Annotated in this window: 10 protein-coding genes and 1 tRNA gene; 4 read left to right on the forward strand and 7 right to left on the reverse strand. The window is 60.6% G+C overall.

Annotation, left to right across the window (positions count from 1 at the left end):
* Positions 1-34: 34 nt before the first annotated feature.
* Both ACEN9Q_RS03140 and ACEN9Q_RS03145 read right to left on the reverse strand, forming a co-directional pair.
* Positions 35-6,637, reverse strand: coding sequence for a hypothetical protein (locus ACEN9Q_RS03140; protein ID WP_495627331.1), 6,603 nt, complete (start codon positions 6,635-6,637; stop codon positions 35-37).
* 536 nt (positions 6,638-7,173) lie between these two features.
* Positions 7,174-8,250, reverse strand: a complete 1,077-nt coding sequence (locus ACEN9Q_RS03145) for a site-specific integrase (protein WP_495627332.1) — start codon at positions 8,248-8,250, stop codon at positions 7,174-7,176.
* Positions 8,251-8,417: 167 nt separating this feature from the next.
* On the opposite strand from ACEN9Q_RS03145, the gene dusA reads away from it, so the two are divergent.
* The 4 genes from dusA (at position 8,418) to ACEN9Q_RS03165 (ending at position 12,602) form a co-directional block, all read left to right on the forward strand.
* Entirely contained in the window at positions 8,418-9,416 is a 999-nt protein-coding gene (dusA, locus tag ACEN9Q_RS03150; RefSeq protein ID WP_495627333.1) for a tRNA dihydrouridine(20/20a) synthase DusA, read from the forward strand.
* Between the two features lie 343 nt (positions 9,417-9,759).
* Positions 9,760-11,556: a methyl-accepting chemotaxis protein gene (locus ACEN9Q_RS03155; protein ID WP_495627334.1), complete on the forward strand. Its 1,797-nt coding sequence runs from the start codon at positions 9,760-9,762 to the stop codon at positions 11,554-11,556.
* A gap of 103 nt (positions 11,557-11,659) precedes the next feature.
* Positions 11,660-11,977: an energy transducer TonB gene (locus ACEN9Q_RS03160; protein WP_229412637.1), complete on the forward strand. Its 318-nt coding sequence runs from the start codon at positions 11,660-11,662 to the stop codon at positions 11,975-11,977.
* 253 nt (positions 11,978-12,230) lie between these two features.
* On the forward strand, positions 12,231-12,602 hold the full coding sequence (locus ACEN9Q_RS03165; protein ID WP_495627335.1) for a YXWGXW repeat-containing protein: 372 nt from the start codon (positions 12,231-12,233) through the stop codon (positions 12,600-12,602).
* Between the two features lies 1 nt (position 12,603).
* Here the strand turns inward: ACEN9Q_RS03165 and ACEN9Q_RS03170 are convergent, their stop codons facing one another.
* The 5 genes from ACEN9Q_RS03170 to ACEN9Q_RS03190 all read right to left on the reverse strand — a co-directional run bounded on the left by ACEN9Q_RS03170 (position 12,604) and on the right by ACEN9Q_RS03190 (position 17,584).
* Complete coding sequence (locus tag ACEN9Q_RS03170) at positions 12,604-13,815, reverse strand: YbdK family carboxylate-amine ligase (RefSeq protein ID WP_229412628.1); 1,212 nt, start codon at positions 13,813-13,815, stop codon at positions 12,604-12,606.
* The gene (locus ACEN9Q_RS03175) at positions 13,812-15,020 is read right to left on the reverse strand and encodes a cation:proton antiporter domain-containing protein (protein WP_495627336.1); all 1,209 of its coding nucleotides are present in this window, start codon (positions 15,018-15,020) and stop codon (positions 13,812-13,814) included. Before ACEN9Q_RS03175 ends, ACEN9Q_RS03170 begins: the two co-directional genes overlap by 4 nt.
* Positions 15,013-16,086 carry a hypothetical protein gene (locus ACEN9Q_RS03180; RefSeq protein WP_495627337.1) on the reverse strand — a complete coding sequence of 358 codons (1,074 nt, stop codon included), beginning with the start codon at positions 16,084-16,086 and terminating at the stop codon, positions 15,013-15,015. The genes ACEN9Q_RS03175 and ACEN9Q_RS03180 overlap by 8 nt, the downstream gene beginning before the upstream one ends.
* Positions 16,087-16,743: 657 nt before the next feature.
* Positions 16,744-17,397 (reverse strand): Ea47 family protein, encoded by a 654-nt coding sequence (locus tag ACEN9Q_RS03185; protein ID WP_495627338.1) that lies wholly within the window; start codon positions 17,395-17,397, stop codon positions 16,744-16,746.
* A gap of 111 nt (positions 17,398-17,508) precedes the next feature.
* A tRNA-His gene (locus tag ACEN9Q_RS03190) sits at positions 17,509-17,584 on the reverse strand.
* Positions 17,585-17,662: the final 78 nt, after the last annotated feature.

Below are 17,662 nucleotides of genomic sequence, written 5' to 3' on the forward strand. Positions count from 1 at the left end.
GCCTGGCTTAGCGGACTACACCCTCTAACTGTTTTTACGCACGTTCATCGTCCTCGTCATCCAGCGCTTGGCCCTGTAATAGACGTTCAAGTAATCCGTCGATAGCGAGACGGTGACTGCGTTGTGATAGCCGTTTATCTGGCAGGCCGGCAATAATACGGAAGCGCGAATAAAAATCCGACTGCTGATCTTTGGGCAGTAACTTCAGCGCATTTATGGCGCGGCGAGATAGACTTCGCGGCGACCAAACCTGGCCGTGTTCATCAATAACCACGACCAAGGAACGATGTGTGAAAGCGCTGGTATCGCCAGGACGCCCAGTGGATTTTCCTTTGTGGTATTTTTGAAAAATAATTGAGACGACGAGGTTACGGTCGGAGGATTGGAGCAGCGAAAGTACTTCGTTACTGTAGATCAACAAGCGATGCCCCGCCAGGCTCCACGCATACTCACCCCGTCCACCGCTGGCACCCCAAGCGTCTGCACGGTAAGCCAATTTCCCGTTAGTTGACCAGTGTCGTACAGCTGGGTCATAGGGAACCGTCCCCATCAGGTCTCGTACCCAGTCAGATGGGAATGGCCTGTGGAGTGCATCCATCGCTGCGTAGGGGTCGTGCCGATCGAGCTGAATGTCCGTGTTAGGCTGCTTTGCAACCCAAGGCTGAACCGTGTGATCGTCGCCGCCGCAATCGCGCGCAACCTCGTCTTCATCGCTCGGCAGCCACCGGAAGAATGGCTCTTCTGATAGCAGTGCCATGACAAGCGATTGTGCATCGCTGGCATTCGCAAGCACACTACGAACACTTACCGTCGTGTCTTGCGCGATCGACCAACGTCCTGCCACCGGCACCCAATCTGCCGATACCGTACCATCCGCCAGACCTAGCATTGGTGCCAAGAGATTGCTGTCTTCCTGTGCAGTGCTGCGCTCGCCGCTTTCCGGCATCGGCACATCTTCGTCCTTGTACAGGTCAAGCGGAAACGGATCGGTCAGATCGGCCAGCCAAAGACCGTCCGGACGTGACAGCGTGTATTCTTTTAGGAACGCGTCCCAGACATCGCCGTCCCAGTCCTTCCCAACAACCGGGCGCGTAGCGAGCAGATCGCCGGCAACCAGCATAAGTGCATGCCATGCGAGATAGCTGCCATACTGATCGTGGCCAGGGACATATTCCGACGACGAACCGTCTTCATGGCCGCGGCTACGAGGACACTCATGCATACCTCGGACATCTTTATCCCAGCGTCGCACCCACGCATCGATGCGATCTGCTACTTCCCAGCCTGGGCAGCCAAAGACTCGACACAAACGTTCGACTTGGTACTTGTTGAAGTCGTAGTCGAGCTGAAAGCTGTTGTCCAGCCTCGGCGAGGTGTCCGGCCTGTCCATGTAGCAGTATTCGCCGAAGCCTGTGCTTGGCACGTGGGGGTAAGGTGATTGGTTCGTCAGGGCCAGCTGGGCAATGAGGGCTTCCTTCTCAGAAGGTGCCAACGACTGTGCCAGCGCCGAAACGATGTCGATTGCAAACGCGCGCATCACGACGTGGGGAAACTCAGTTGAAAACGCGATGTTTTCGAAAAATGGTCGATGGAAGACTAGGTGGGATGCCTCGTCCTTCGCGATGCGGGCAAGGGCGACGAGTAGCCACAACTGTGCATGCATAACGTAGAAAGGCAGCTTCACATCGTTGAATGGCACAGCGAATGAATTGAAGCGCTCGATCAACTTCGTGATGATGTCATGGCGTCCTATCGCCGTCAGGCGCCTTACCGAATGTGCGGCGCGCCATCGCATCTTGGCATCCGGATGGCCGAGCCTTGCCCACACGAGGCTGGCGACGAAAGCCGCTTCATCGGCTGGCACCGAGAATCCGACGCTCCATGGGCCGTCGCCGACCTCTGCTGGCAGCTTCTGCGCACTGTTCGCAAGGAACCGCTCAAGCCCCTCTGCAATCGCGCCGGCGTCGGTGCCCGGCGCCAGCCGCGCGGCCAGTGCAAGCCAGGCGTTGCCGCCGAGGCTATGTGCAGAGCTGCGCAGCGCGGCGACAACGTATTCGACAAGAGAAGACCGGTCGACATGAAAATGTTGCTCGAGACCCCGCCAGCCACCCCATGCCTCGACGCTCGAACCGGCGAGTTCGGCCGCGTGCCTGGTCCCAAGACGCAGTCCGAGTGTTGGCAGCGCCTCGCGCAAAGCAACCGACAACTTGCTCCACTCGTCCAGGTATTCGTCGAGCGCGTAAATCTTGTCGGTGAGCGTCGCAGCTGTTACTTCAACGACCGCGCGGACGAATTCCAGCCGCCTGGCTGGTGAACGCGCTTGCTTGGCCAAGTCGCTCAATCTTCTAATTGGCCAGCGCTTTCCTCTCTCGTCAATTTCCTCGTCAAGTATATGGCGGTCGATCGCATCAGGGTCTGTAATATCCACTTGGGAGCCGGCAGGAACTTCCGTCGAGGTTTGCAGCGGAAGGGAAGTTCGCGATTCCGCGCGGATTCCGCGTCGGGCAAGCAAGCCGGCGATGCGTAATCGGGCCTGCGAATCAGCAGGAAGACTGCACTGAGCAAGTGCATGTAACTGCTCGATGGTTTTACCTGAGGGAGACAGTTGATCGTTACGGTCAATCTCGATTAAAAGCATGTCGAAGAACCATTCGCGGCGCTCTCGAGGCAGGCAAGCCAAAACCTCCGATGCGAAGTCTGAGATATGCCACGTCCACGCTTCGATTGGAGCAGCCAGGCCAAACAGGGCGGCAGCGACATCGGCCGACAGCTTCGAGTGGTGCACAAGGACGGTCAATGTAGGGCCAAGGGATAGACCGAATCGAGATACGTCACGATCGTCCTGCCGCGCCAGCATTGCCAACGTCGTGCGGCCGGCAATTGGTACCATCGCCTGCGCGTATTCAATCCAAGGGAATTTACCATCCTCGTGTTGGTTCAACTCGAGGATGCGCGCAAGCGTGTGTGCCGCCACCGGGGGAAGTTCGGGCCCGGCATAGTGCCTCGCAATTTCCAGCAGATGGTTTGTACGATCGAAGTCGTCGGATCCGATGGCTTCAGCCAGATCGAGCGCACGGCGGAAGTATACAGATGCCTCCTCGATGCCGACGCGCCAGACCGCACGGGCAAGCTCTCCGTATGCCGTGACCCTGGCGCCAACATCGGTCTCCCGTTGAATCGTGCAGTCGACATGGCCGGCCAAAAGGAGCGCAGCGTCGTGGCACGACGGAATGCGCGACAGCCGGGCAACCGTGTGTGTCAGTTCGGGCGTGAACAAGCCAGGAGCGTGTGCGGCCCATTCGGCCATTCGCTCGGCAAGCGCGGTATCGATAACGCCAAGTATGTCGGCGACCTCGAAGAACAGGCGGAAACCATTTCGTGCTACATATGCCTTTCCGTCCTGATATGGGTAATTGGAAGATTGTTCGACATCGTGGACGAGCCGTTCGAACGCAGTCGTCACGACTTCACGACGTGTTTTTCCATGTGGAGGACGAACGATATCGGTTACATCATGTGCGTAGTTCAGCAGCGGCAAGATACGGCTGCTGAGCGCATGCGAGTACTCGGACCTTCTTTTCTCGTCCAGACTAGCATGGCTCCTCCGGCGGCGCTTACCATCGAATTTTGGAGCAGTTAATTTCCGGTCGAGCGCTTTGCCGAAGGCCGCTGCGCCCCGCAATCGCTGTCCGGCTGGCACCATTGCGATGAACTCTGCCGGTGCGATGTCGACCAATTCAGCGCGCTTGCGGTTCAACGCGGCTTTGACACCCGCAGCCAGAACGGCCACTTGGATCCTGCGGTCGATATGGAACGAACTTGTATAGTGATAGATATTTGGTGGCGTAAGGAGCGCTGCAGCCAGAATGTTGGACGCCTCGCTTTCCAGACCAAGATCGACCGCCCGCGCCGCCGCCAGCACGCTTGCCAGCGCCAGGCCTTCATTCTTAGCATCGGCAACATCGGGTGCAGGTGCAGCCGCCATGGCCTTGACGAGCCTTTTGGCTTGCGATTCAAGGGCGAAAAATGGAAGCGCAGCCGCGTGAAGGGCTCGGGAGGGGAGGGGAGAGCGCAACAACCGGGCAAGGGGACGCGTACCAGGCGAGTGTGCTGAGTGTCGGTGGCGGTCAAGAAGATCGAATACTTCCCGGAATTTTGCGAAGGCACGCTCTTCACCCTTACGAGCGAAGAACTTCGTAACGCCTACACCGTTCCCTTCGATCAGCTCGATATAGGCAAAGCCGATATCGTCCCGCTCTCTGAAAACTTTCTCATTCTCGAAATACGAGTGGCGGCGCGTACGTGCGCCCCAATTGTACCAATCGATCGATCGACGAGCATGGCGCCGCGCTTCATCCTGGTCGCCGCCGAAAGCGCTCGCAAGTGCAAGAGCTCCGTGCTTTCCGCCCGGCCAGCCTGCAGTGGTCGCAGCGAGCCGGCGCAGGGCCTCGAGGTCACCCGCCGCAGCCGCTAGATCCGGATAGTCATATAAAAATCGGTCGGCCCGTTCGTGGCCTGCAGCAACGAGCGAGGCTTCCAAGAGTAGCCGAAAAAGATCGTCGCGGCGGTTGAATTCTCCAGCCAGTGCGATCGCGGCTGTAATCCGCGCCAGCCGTATATCGCGTCCACTGACCTGCGATGCGCCTCGGGGAACACGCTCATCATAGGCCAGTTGAATGAGCTGATCGGCATCGCGCAGCGTGGTGAGAAGCGCCGGCAGCGCGCGCGCCGCATAGTTGGAGCTGAGCTGGCGTTCTTGCAGCGTGGCGATGATGCTTGCGCGAGCAGCCTGCAGATTGCCAAAGTCTTTTCGGATAAGGGTTTCGGTCGGCTCGTCGCGGAACATCAGGCCGTGTGGCGTTCGCTCCAATAAGGGGGCCAGGTCGGCCGCGAAACTTTCGACCTGTTCTACCAGCAAGCTGTGAGCAGCAGCGAGCTCTTCAATAGGCACGGGCGGCGCTAGCAACGCAATCCCTGTTAGCAAAAGGTCGATGTCGGCATCACGCGCACCACGGGTGCGCGCAGTTGAACGCGCCTCATCGAGTCGTTTGCGGAGCAACGCGTCGAGCAAATCCTGCGGCTGTTCGGAAGCGTTGGGAAAGTTCACTGGGTCGAATGGCCGCCCGGAAGTCAGGAGGTTGTCGAGACAACGCGGATTGCGACCCGATCGTGTCAGCAGCGCGGCGACCTCGGCAGCGGAGGCGTCTGGAACGCGCCGTCCGACCAGGGCACGCACCTCCACATCCGTGAATAACGGGACTGGAAACGGACGATGTGAGGCGCCGCCGGTCGCCAAAGTGAGCCGTTCGGTTCGGCATGATGCGATGATGCGAACGCCATCGATCGGGCTGACACTGATGCTTTGTAATATCAGGTGCGCGAACGACGTGGTCGCCGTATCTTCTGCCGCGAGCCCGGCATGGTCAATCGCGTCCAGCACGAGGGACACGCACGCCGTGCTGCATGTCTGCCGGGCACTCTCGACCGCCTGTTCAAGCCGCCGCCGAAATGCCCTCATCAACCCAGTCACGTCTGCCACTGGCAACAGGATGTCACAAAGGCTTTGCGCGGCCAGGAGATTGGCCAGGTGGACAAGCGTCCTCGAAGGCAGATGCCGGCCGTCGGCCGGATCTCGCCAACGGCCGGCACCGAACCCATCGAATAGGACAACAGGACCATCGAGCCGCAATTCCTCCGCGAGACCCTGCATCAGTACGGTCTTGCCCATCCCGCCGGCGGCATGGACGATGAGCGGACTACCCTCTTCGCGAGCGTGACGTGCAATCTCGCCGAGCGCTTTACGCTGAATGACGATCTCGACTTCAGGAAACGCGTCGGGCGCGGGGTACAGTCTATCTTCGTGTTCGACACCGAGCTCGGCCAGGATCGCTACGCGATTAATTTGCTTGTCAGTCTCGCTCCCAGGGCCCGCCTTGAGCCTGATGAGATTGCGTAACTTGAGAAGGCGCAGCTCGGCATCGGGATCGCCGGGTTCGCTCCAGGCAGCAAGTACCTTGGAAATTCCGCGTTCGGCTTCGGACAAGTTCCCTTTGCTTCCGACTAGTTCCAGTCGACCTAGCAGCTCGGAAAATGGATGGGGATACGCTGCGAGGGCGTCTGCGATCTGGGCTGCCTGCCGGGCCGTATCACCGATGTCAGACACCCCCGCAATAATCGCCGAGATCGCTTTCTGCAAGTTTTCATGGATGGGCCTGTTTGTCGCGAACTCGTAACGGAGCACAGCGAGAACGTGAGCTTCGCCATGCATCGCCCTGAGTTCGGCATCGGCGGCGGCGAATTTCACAAGGGTCGAAGCGAAGTCCGCGGCTCTGACAGGCTTTATAGCGCTTGCAATCGAGTATTTGAACTGGACAACCGTAACACGATGCGCTCGGCCAACATCCTCGCCACCGTGATATCGGACGAGGTCGGCAATTTCGACGGCGCCGTTTCCTAGGTTCTGCTCGTCAAGTTCGCTAAAACCCTCGAGCGTGATGGAAGTTAGATCGGACGATGGCGGGAGGAGTTCGAGGGCCGTACGCGCGGCCCAAGCTTCATGGTAAGCATGGCCCGCTTTTGAGGCACGAAGCTTATCGATCGATTTCGATGTCGTGTTAGTATCTTCGCCCTCGCTCATGGTCGGCTTTATTTCACATGATCTTGGTAGTATACACAGAGCTTGCTGACAACATCCGGTTATTGACCGCGCGATCGGCTGCGACACCGGCCCAGAGTACATCAGCGCCGTGAGGTTGGCCTGGGCCACCAGACACGGCATCCGCATCGATTTCATCTAGCCAGGTCAGCCTCAGCAAAACGCTGAATAGTAGTTTATCGGCCTAAAAGCTAGTAGTCATTCACTGATAAGATAATAGTTTATCAGTGACAGGCTACTAGTTTGAACGCTGATAAGCTAATAGTCTTTAAGTCGAAGAACTATTAGTTTTTATTGACAAGAAAACCGCTGAAACCCGCATGGATGCTGGGTTTCAGATTCCCCTAGTCTTTCTATAGTCTTTTATATAGAAAATGGCAGCTCAACAGCTACCTTGCGTACGCAGCGTTCAACGAACCGTTGCATCGCACGCGTGCAATCCGCGGCGCCGATGCAGACGGATGTAAAACTGACATGCAAGTAACGTAATGCCGCCTACGGAGGCGGCATTTTCGTATTCATGCTGCGGCGGCAACGGGCTCAGCTTTTTTCAATGGGCGCTGCCAAGAAAAGTTTCCATCTTCGTCTGGATGTAGATCTTCAGCCTTCAGCTGGACGTACCGAGCTAACATCTTCCAGTCGAGGTGGCCTGTGAAAATTGCAACCCGCGGGATGTCGTAGCCTTTTTCAAAGAGCCTGGACGTGCCCTCATGGCGAAGATCATGAAACCGCAAATCCTCGATGCCACAAGCCTTTACAGCCCTCGGGAAGATCGTGCTGAAGGTCTTCGCATCGTACGGGAACACTTCATCATGAGTGCGTGGTTGGGCGATCAGGATCGCCCAAGCTTCAGCCAGAAGTGGAACTTTCTGATGGTTCCCTTTCTTTTTCTTCGGGTGCTTCCTGTCGCGTATAATGACGGTCCGTTTCTCGAAGTCGACGTCTGACCACTTCAAGCGAGTGATCTCGGAAGCACGCATTGCAGTGAAGACAGCAAAGTCGATGATCGCGGACATAGGGATTTGCTGGCGTTCCTTCTCGTCGAAGTGCTTTTTTATCTTGGTTAGCTCTTCTTCGGTAGGCCGCCTGTCTCGCTCATTTGACTTGGGGTCAAGACCGCAGTCGACAATGTACTCGCGCACGTCGCCGAAGACATCCATGTCGAAGTGATACTTGTTCGGCTTGCTACCGAAGGTAATGAGCGCAGCGATTTGGGCGATGTCCATGCCGATGGTGACCCCACCTGCACCTTGTGAAACGCGGTTGTCAACGAAGTTCGCAAGAAAGTCGTAGGTTAACGCTTTGACAAGAACGGCGCCCATTGTCCTTTTGAGACGATTGAGAATGGCAACTTTGTTCTTGCCGTACTTCTTGTTAGCAGGCTCTTTCTCGAAATGCTGGTCAATCAGCTTGCCGAGCGTCAGGTCTTTAGCTGCCCGTGCTAACCGTTGCTTGTCCTTCAGCATCGCGGCTTCTGTCTTCGTTGCCCACTCCTTCGCTTCTTTGTGCGTGTCGAAGTTTGCAGAGGTTGGTGGGAAGCCTTTTTTGCGGATGCGTGCCTGCCACTTGCTGCCTACCTGGGAAAATGATGCCACGTGTTCTCCGTGTTGTAAGTGTGCGTTCTACCAGCCGATCTGGCCGAACTCATGTGACAAATTGTGGCAGTATTTGTGGCACTGGTACAGTAGAACGTTGTGAAAAATAGTGAAGCAAAATGAACGATCAGAACCAAGAAAATCCGGGTTTCTCCTATGAGAACCCAGTGAAAAAAAATATCTATCAGGGCCGCCGTTTATCTGTCGCTCCGATGATGGACTGGACCGACCGCCATTGCCGCGTCTTCCACCGCCAGATCACCCGGCACACGTGGTTGTATACAGAGATGGTGACGACGGGCGCCCTGGTCTACGGCGACGTCGAGCGCCACCTGCGCTTTGACGACATCGAGCATCCGGTCGCGCTGCAGTTGGGCGGCAGCGATCCGGCCGACCTCGCGAAGAGCGCGAAGCTGGGCGAGCAGTGGGGTTACGACGAGGTGAACCTGAATTGCGGCTGCCCGTCCGAGCGCGTGCAGAAGGGCGCGTTCGGCGCCTGCCTGATGCAGGAGCCGCAGCTCGTGGCCGATTGCGTGAAGGCGATGCGCGACGCCGTCAGTATCGACGTTACCGTCAAGCACCGCATCGGCATCGACCATAACGAGGAATATGGATTCGTCCGCGATTTCATCGGCACCATCGCCGACGCCGGCTGCCAGACCTTCATCGTGCATGCGCGCAATGCCGTGCTCAAAGGACTGTCGCCCAAGGAAAACCGCGAGATCCCGCCGCTGCGCTACGAAGTGGCGTACCAGCTGAAACGCGAATTCCCCGATCTCGAGATCATCATCAACGGCGGCATCAAGACCGACGACGAGATCGCGACCCATTTGCAGCATGTGGATGGCGTCATGATCGGACGCGAGGCCTATCACAATCCGTACGTGATGGCAGGCTGGGATGCCCGGTTCTATGGCGACGCGACGCCGCCGAAGTCGCGCGAACAGGTGCTGGAAGCGATGATCCCGTATATTCGCGCCGAACTCGACCGCTACGGCGCGCTGGGCCTGCGCCTGAACAGCATCACGCGCCACATGCTGGGGCTGATGGCCGGCCTGCCGGGCGCGCGCGCATTCCGCCAGTTGCTGTCCGACTCCCGCCGCCTCGCCGAAGGCAATCCCGAACTCCTCCTCGAAGCCGCCGGCCGTCTCCGCCTGGCAGCGTAATTTGTCATTTTCCTACCCCGGCCGCATCGCGTGGTCGGGATGTTCAAAATCCGCTACAGAAAACGATGCAGCCTTGGAATCACCTGCATCGTCTTCCTTGCCGAAAAGCAAGAATACACCCATAATCTAGGCTCTTCTCCTTGCACGACATCTAATCCTGTTGTTGTGGTGAAACATAATTACAACGGTGCATGTTTTCTGTCTGCAATTCGCCGTTTTGATTTATCCTGACGGAAATACGCAAGTCCACCGGGAAGATGGACTTTCCGTAACAAAAAAGAGACGGCATCGGGGCGGCAGGCACCCGGGCGGATCTGATCACTTGGAACAGGGAAGATAAGGAATGAATCTCGCAAACATGAAGGTCGGCGCACGTCTGGGCTTGGGCTTTGCCCTCGTACTCGTGCTGCTGGTCATGGTCACTGTCATCGGCATCCTGCGCATGGCGCAGATCCAGAACCGGCTCGACCACGTCGTGAATGTCAATAATATCGTGACCCGTCTGGTCGTCGACATGCGCAACAACGTGAGCGAGCGTGTCACGTCGCTGCGTACCCTGACCCTGATGACCGATCCGGCCGACATGGAGCCGGAACTGAACCGATTCAAGGAACAGACCGCCAAGTACGACGCCCTGCAGGGCAAGCTGGCGGCCAAATTCTCGGAAGAAGCTTCGGCTGAGGAAAAATCCCTGCTGAACCAAGTGAAAGAAGCCGAAGGCGCGGCCATGCCGGCCATCGCCAAGGCGTCGGCACTGTATCTGGCCAACAACGCGATGGACGCCACCCGCGTGATGGTCAAGGAAATCCGTCCGGCCCAGAAGAAATGGCTGGAAGCGCTGGACCAGCTGGGCAGCCTGGAAGACAAGCAGAATGCGCAGAGCCAGGTGGATGCCGAGGCCGCCTTCGCCAGCGCCCGCAACTTCATGCTCATGCTGCTGGGCCTGGCCGTTACGCTCGGCATCCTCGCCGCCACTGTCATCACCCGCGGCCTGCTGAAGCAACTGGGCGCCGAGCCGGGCTATACCGCCCGGATCGCCGGCAGCATCGCCGAAGGCGACCTGTCGATCGCCATCGACACCAAATCGTCGGATCGCGGCAGCCTGCTGGTCGAAATGAACCAGATGCGCAACAGCCTGGTCGACATCGTCAGCCAGGTGCGTCGCGGCACGCACACCATCACCACGGCATCGCGTGAAATCGCGGCCGGTAACACCGACCTGTCGTCGCGTACCGAATTGCAGGCCAGCTCGCTGGAAAAGACCGCGTCGGCGATGGAAGAACTGACGTCGACCGTGAAACAGAACGCCGACAATGCCCGCGAAGCGAACCACCTGGCTGCCACCGCGTCGGATGTGGCACGCAAGGGCGGCGAAGTGGTGTCGCAGGTCGTCGGCACGATGGGCGAGATCAATAGCTCGGCAAGCAAGATCGCCGACATCATCGGCGTCATCGACGGCATCGCCTTCCAGACGAACATCCTCGCGCTGAACGCGGCCGTCGAGGCGGCACGTGCCGGTGAACAGGGCCGCGGCTTCGCCGTCGTCGCCTCGGAAGTGCGCAACCTGGCCCAGCGTTCCGCTGCGGCAGCGAAAGAGATCAAGCAGCTGATCGGCGACTCCGTCGAGAAGATCGGCCGCGGCAGCAAGCTCGTCGGCCAGGCCGGCGAGACGATGGACGAGGTCGTCGCGAGCGTCAAGCGCGTGACCGACATCATGAGCGACATCGCCAACGCCAGTGCCGAACAGAGCGCCGGCATCGAGCAGGTCAACGTGTCGATCATCGAGATGGACGGCATGACCCAGCAGAACGCCGCGCTGGTGGAAGAAGCCGCCGCCGCCTTCCAGAGCCTGCAAGACCAGGCCTCGGAACTGCAGCGCGTCGTCAGCATCTTCAAACTGGCCGAAGGCGAGGAGCCGGTCGTCGCGGAAGCTCCGGCACCGGCCGCAGTCGCCACCCGTGCCGTCGTCGTCCGTGCGGCCAAGCCGCAGCTGAAGAAGCCGGCCCAGGGTCCGGCCAGGGCGAAGGCGAAGGCGAAGGCCGCCGCACCGGCGCCGAGCGAGCGACCGGCCGATGCGCCTGGATCGACCGCGAAGAAGGTCGCGGCGGCTGCCGCCAGCGACGACTGGGAAGAATTCTGAGCCAGGACGGCTCGTCCAGCGCCGGTGATCGCGCCGGCATCAAAAAAAACTTTGTTTTTCGGGGGTAATAAAAATGTCCAATAAGAAATTTGTTATGAGCCTGATGGCTCTGCTGGTATCGGGTGTCGCCGGTTCGGCTTTCGCAGGCGAAACGCCGGCAACGTTCGATCCGAACAAGTGCAAGGTCGAGTATCCGAAAGCGTCGCTGATGAACGAAGAGCAGGGCGTGACCGTCGTGTCCTTCCTCGTCAATGCCGACGGCTCGGTGGCCGATTCGAAGCTGGAAAAGTCGAGCGGCTTCAAGGGTCTGGACAAGGCTGCGCTCAAGGGCCTGTCGGCCTGCAAGTTCAAGCCGGGCACCAAGGACGGCGCACCGGCCCAGACCTGGACCAAGGTCGACTACGCCTGGAGACTGGACTGATCGCCTGTGGATGCCGGCCGGTCCGGCTCGGCGCCCCAGGTGAGGCATTGCGTCCCCGGCATCTTTGCCGGGTGCGCACGAGACCTGCGGCCCGGCGGCATCCACAAGCCTGAAAAGGGCGTCCCTGCGGGGGCGCCCTTTTTGTTACCGGGATGTGGCGGCATGTTTCGGTTGTAAGCGCTTGCATCAATCCCGCTGACGCGCCCGGCGAATCGCTATAGTGGTCTCACAACGAACCGAAAGGAGAACCACCATGAAACGCATTCTCTGTGCCGCCGCTCTTGCCCTCGTCAGCACCGCCGCCGTCCTGCCCGCGCAGGCGTTCGCGCGGGAGGTCGTCGTCGTCCGCACGGCGCCGCCGCCGCCGCGCCACGAAGTCGTGCCGGCCGCCCGCCACGGCTATGAATGGGCGCCGGGTTACTGGAACTGGAACGGCCACCGCTACGTGTGGATGCGCGGCCACTGGGAGCGGGTGCGTCCGGGCTATGTCTGGCACCGTCCGGAATGGCGCCAGGGCGACCGCGGCTGGGAACTGGATCGCGGCGGCTGGCGCCACGGCGACCGCGACGGCGACGGCGTACCGAACCGCGTCGACCGCCATCCCGCCAATCCGAACCGCTCCTGATTCAAGCCAGCGGCGCGCCGTCCTCGAACATTTCGCTGGCCATCCGCGCCAGGTCGTTCATGCCGCCGCCGGACGCGAGATGGGCGCGCAGCCAGCGCGCCTGTCCGCCGTCCTTCATGAGGTGCTCGATGACCTCGCACGCCTTGCCGAAGCCGGGGTCGCTCGAGCGGCCCCGCAGCCGTTCGAGGTCGGCGCGGATCGCTTCCCCGATGGGCATCGAGACTCCCGTTTCCGGATCGATCCAGCTGGCCTCGACGCCGTCGCGCGCCGCGTTGAAGCGGTTCCAGATGTACAGTTCGCGACTGCTGCTTCCCGGCCAGCGGCCCGGCTGGGCGGCCCATTCCAGGCACAGCTCGCGCGCGTAACAGGCCAGCGCGGCCGCGTAGACGGGCTTCAGGGGCGTATCGAGCACGCGCAGTTCGATCGTCCCATATTCGGGTTTGGGCCGCACGTCCCAATAAAAATCCTTGATGCTGTTGACGATGCCGTGGCCGGCCAGTTCGTCGAAGTGGGCGCGGAAGTCGTTCCACGTCCGGATCCCGTACGGCAGGATGCCGCTCATCGGGAACGCGCCGACGACGTTGCTGCGCGAGCTGCAGAAGCCGGACACTTCGCCTTGCCAGCAGGGCGAGTTGGCCGACAGGGCGATGAACAGCGGCGCGCGCTGCGTGAGCCACGAACACAGGCGCATCGCCTCGTCCGGCGAGCCCGCGCCGATGTGCACGTGCATGCCAAACACGGTAAACAGTTTAGCCAGATAGCCGAACTTGCGCTCGGATTCGAAATAGCGCTCCTTCGGGTAGATGCGCTGCTCGTTCCACTTCTGGAACGGGTGCGCGCCGCCGCCGGAGATCGATGCGCCGACGTCGAATGCGGCGCGCTGCACCGTCGTGCGGATGTGCTCCAGCTGCTCGGCCGCCTCGTCGAACGACGTCAGGATCGCGGTCGCCACTTCCAGCATCGACGTCGTGATTTCCGGCGTGTGCACCCACGGCTTGTCGTGCTTGTCCAGCAGGCGCAGGATGTCCGGCGCGGCCGGGAACAGGTCGAACGTGAGGCGGTCGAGCACCATCAGTTCCAGTTCGATGCCCATCGTGCCGACCGTCGACGCCTTGAAGTCCGGCAGGTAGGCGGGGCCCTGGCCGGACACGGCTTGCGCCTGGGCGTCCTGTTTCAACTTGACCAGCGCTTCGTCGTTCATCAACTCGCTCATTGCGAACCTCCTCGATAAGTTTCGCCCGCCAGGCGCAGGCCGACCCAGGTCAGGCCGGGCGCGAGCAGGACGTTCAGGGCCAGCAGCGCGCCCATCACGGCGGTGGACGTCGCATCGAGCCCGGTGTAGGCATTCAGCGTGTTGTCGACGACGAGACCGCCGTAACTCACCAGGGAGCACATCGACAAGGACATCGCATGCTGCTTGCGCGTGTCCCACGCCGTACCGGGCCACAGGGCCAGGCGGGTCGCCGCGATGCGGACCACGAACACCGTCACGGCCGCCAGGATCGCCCAGCCGTGCAGCAGCTGCTGCAGGTCGACGAGCGCGGCCGACATCAGGAACAGCAGCACATAGCCGATGTCCTGCGCGGTCTTCAACTGGGCCTGGAACACGTTGTCGCGCTTCTCGACGTTGCGCAGCAGGACGCCCATCAGCAACAGCGACAGCAGGGCGCTCGCCGCCGTCACGGAGCACAGGCCCAGGTCGATCAGCAGCGCCGCCAGCAGCATGCCGGGACGCAGCGTCGCCGGCACCTTGCACAGCCGCGTGGCGAGCGCGTACACGCCGTAGGACAGGACGGCGATCCCGGCGCCCACCGCGAGCTTGCCGCCCTGGCGCATCAGCTCCTTGGCGAAATCGCCGCCCGCATCCACGCCGTGGCTGCGTGTCCAGGCCAGGGTGATCCCCAGCGCGAGCAGGGCGACGAGGTTGGAGAGTCCGACCATGTTGGACGTGGCGAAGGTGCTGGTGCCGCTGGCGTTTTCGTCCGCCACCATCGAACTGTGGATGACGGGATTGACGGCGATGAGGATCGACCCGATGAAGATCGCGGCGCCCCACGGCAGGCCGAGCAACCCGAGCGTCACGGCGGCCGCCGCGCCGCGCACCAGCGTCGCCAGCAGCAGGCTCGCGCCCTGGCGTCCGCTGCGCATCAGCCACGCGAGGTCCATCTTGCGGCCGACTTCGAACAGCACCAGCGCGGCGGCGCCGTTGAGCAGTTCCTGGAACTGGGTCAGCAGCGCGCTGTCGATGAAGCCGCCGCCGGTCGCACCGAGCAGCAGGCCCGCGATCACGGCGCCATACAATTTGGGGATCTTGAAACGTTGCAGCGTCAGGCCGATCACGAGCGCGAGCATCAAGCCCGCGCCCAGCACGGCCAGCGGCGACAGCAGCCACAGTGGTGTGGACAGTTCATCATTCATGGCGCACCTCCCACGCATGGGCGAGCGCGGTCAGCTCGCGTTCGATCACGTCCGCCCGTTGCTTCGCCAGTTCCTTCTGGCGCTCGGGCGACGCCGGCGCCAGGTCGCTGACGATGCGCGCGCGCACGATGCCCGCATCGTCGCGCAGCGGAATCCACAGCTGTCCCTTGACGCTGCGGCCTTCCTTCCAAACCGCGATGAATTTGGCGCCCGTGCGCGCGCCGGGTTGGGCCGGGTCGAGCAGGGAAAACGGCTGCAGCCATTCGGCGTCGGGGAAGCGGCGCGCCAGCTGCACCTGCATGCCGCTGCGCTGCTCCAGCCGCGCGTCGTCGCGCGAATACGGCAGGTGGATGCGCGTCTGCGTGATGCCCGCCGTTTCCAGGCGGAGGCAGGTCTTCTCGGACACCCAGCGCCACGTATCGCCGTCGAGCACGCGCGGCTTGCCCTTCGACGCATCGCGCCAGGCGACGAACAGCGGCGACGCGGCCGGCAGCGGATTGCCCGCATCGATGGCATGCGCCGCCTTGGTCACGTCGCTCCAATGGCCGGCCTGCCAGTCGCGCGTATCGGGTTTGTCGGACGGCTGCCAGCGCCACAGTGCCGCCGACCATTGTCCGTCGTCGCCGCGCCAGATGGCCGCCAACTGCTGCGTATCGGCCGCGCCGGACGTCACGGTCCGGCCGGACCAGACGCTGCTCCATGGCGGCGCGTCCGCATGGATGGCCTGCGTGAGGCGATGCCACGCGATGGCGGCCGGCGGCAGGCAGGTGGCCGCCGGCGTCGGGATGGCGCGCCAGTACAGCATCTGCACGCGCTGGCTCCAGGCGCAGCGCCGCGCGGTCGGTTCGCCCATGCCCGACAAGGCGGGGTCGATCGGCGCTGCGCAGTCGCTCGGATAAGAACCGCTCAACCGCGTGAAGTCGGCGATGGCGGGCGTCGTGGGCGGCGCAGGCTTGCGCCTGGCGGCCTGCGACGGCGGTGCAAGCAACACGCACAGCGCGAATGCGCTCGCGAGCAGGCGGACCTTGTCGAAGCGGTGGCGGTGCGACGGTGTTACTGGGGTCATAAGTGATCGGCCCTCGGAGAGAGACCTCGGCGCGGCCGGCGGGGAAGGCAGATCCGTCCCGGTGCGCGGAGGCGGGCGGTCGCAGTGCGGCGGGGTCGGCCGGCGTCTGGACCCGTTGAAAGAGTGGATGCTGCGGGGCGCATCCGCGCTGCGGCGGGGCCGCATGGCGGCCAGGTCAACGCAATGCCTGCCGCTCGTTTTTTGAGTGTGTATCGGGATCAAGTATAGGGCAAATAATTCATTTGCTCAAATATGATTGACGTAAGTACATTTTCGACATGTATTTTAGACTATGTGCGGCTGGGGTGGCGTACGGTTGAGCTGATGGAAGCGGACAACGTGTGGAGTTGGATGTGTCAGGAAGAAGGTAGAGAAGGAGAGGATCGAGTTCGCGCGGTTCACGCTCAAGGACATGCAGCCTGCGGCAGTGATGGGCCGGGTAGACGCAGGGGGCGAAAACATCACGAACGCTACTGGGCACAGCAGCGATCGGATGGTGAAGCAGGTCTACGACCGTCGGAAGAAGAAAACCGCTAGAGCTACGGAATAATCAGAGGCCTTTCTCAGCAGGCAGTTATACTGACCTCCGTCGCTGGCGGGCGCCAGTCAAAACGGTAGGCGGTAATCGGGGTGAGTACCATCGGCCACCAGCGATGCTTATCCTTTCACCAAGCGGAGGTGAGATTTCGGCTCCGGCGCTGGCGGCAAGAATCTGGCACGCGCACGTTCCAGCAAAGCAGCCATCTCATCCAGGTATTGTTTCGCTGCTTCATCCACCGTCAGGCCCTCGAGCTCGGGGAACTTCTCAGTTGGAATGTCAGAAAAATACTGTCCAACGACGACGTTATCGGGCACCGCCACATAATATTTTTCCCTTGTACCGTCGGGAAGCTCAACGAGCCAACCACATCCTCCAAGCGTGTCACCCATGAAGAACATAATTGCGCCTGGGGGTTTCGTATGATGCGGAACGTTGTCCGAGGTCCATTCTTTGAAGTGCACGGATGAGTGCACGTTCAGCACGCCCTTTTTTAGAATTTCTGTTCGAGCATCGTTCATGAAGCGCATAAGCGGGTTTGCCTTCATGGCTGCCTGCTCCTCGACATACCATTCATCGAAGCCGTCTGCCGCTGAGGTAAGGTTCTGCAAAACGAAACTGACTGAACGCCCAAAAACAATTAGGTTGTGAAGTCCCGTGGTGCGCCTACTACGATCCGGCAGAAGAAGGTCAGATAGGCCCTCGCGAGCCGTAGCGAGAATGACTTCAGCACGTTGCAGGATGTCAGCAATTTTGGCCGGATCGTGGGGCATTTTTGAGCGCCTTTACTAAGCATCTTCCAAAAAATTGGAATTCATGTTCCAAAAAAACAAAAGGGCTACAAGCCAGAAGCATGTAACCCTTTGTTTTTACTGCTGAATTCTTGGGGTGGCTGATGGGACTCGAACCCACGACAACAGGAATCACAATCCTGGACTCTACCAACTGAGCTACAGCCACCACTGTCTTACTTGCTGTCTCGTTGTTGCCGAGACAGAACGAGATTATATAGCGTCATTCGCAATCTGGCAAATCGAA

The organism is Massilia sp. Masssp93 (assembly GCF_059491295.1).

Coding starts and splice junctions, on each gene's coding strand:
- ACEN9Q_RS03140 (WP_495627331.1), bottom strand. CDS start 6,637: ATGAGCGAGGGCGAAGATACTAACACGACATCGAAATCGATCGATAAG.
- ACEN9Q_RS03155 (WP_495627334.1), top strand. CDS start 9,760: ATGAATCTCGCAAACATGAAGGTCGGCGCACGTCTGGGCTTGGGCTTT.
- ACEN9Q_RS03160 (WP_229412637.1), top strand. CDS start 11,660: ATGGCTCTGCTGGTATCGGGTGTCGCCGGTTCGGCTTTCGCAGGCGAA.
- ACEN9Q_RS03165 (WP_495627335.1), top strand. CDS start 12,231: ATGAAACGCATTCTCTGTGCCGCCGCTCTTGCCCTCGTCAGCACCGCC.
- ACEN9Q_RS03170 (WP_229412628.1), bottom strand. CDS start 13,815: ATGAGCGAGTTGATGAACGACGAAGCGCTGGTCAAGTTGAAACAGGAC.
- ACEN9Q_RS03175 (WP_495627336.1), bottom strand. CDS start 15,020: ATGAATGATGAACTGTCCACACCACTGTGGCTGCTGTCGCCGCTGGCC.
- ACEN9Q_RS03180 (WP_495627337.1), bottom strand. CDS start 16,086: ATGACCCCAGTAACACCGTCGCACCGCCACCGCTTCGACAAGGTCCGC.
- ACEN9Q_RS03185 (WP_495627338.1), bottom strand. CDS start 17,397: ATGCCCCACGATCCGGCCAAAATTGCTGACATCCTGCAACGTGCTGAA.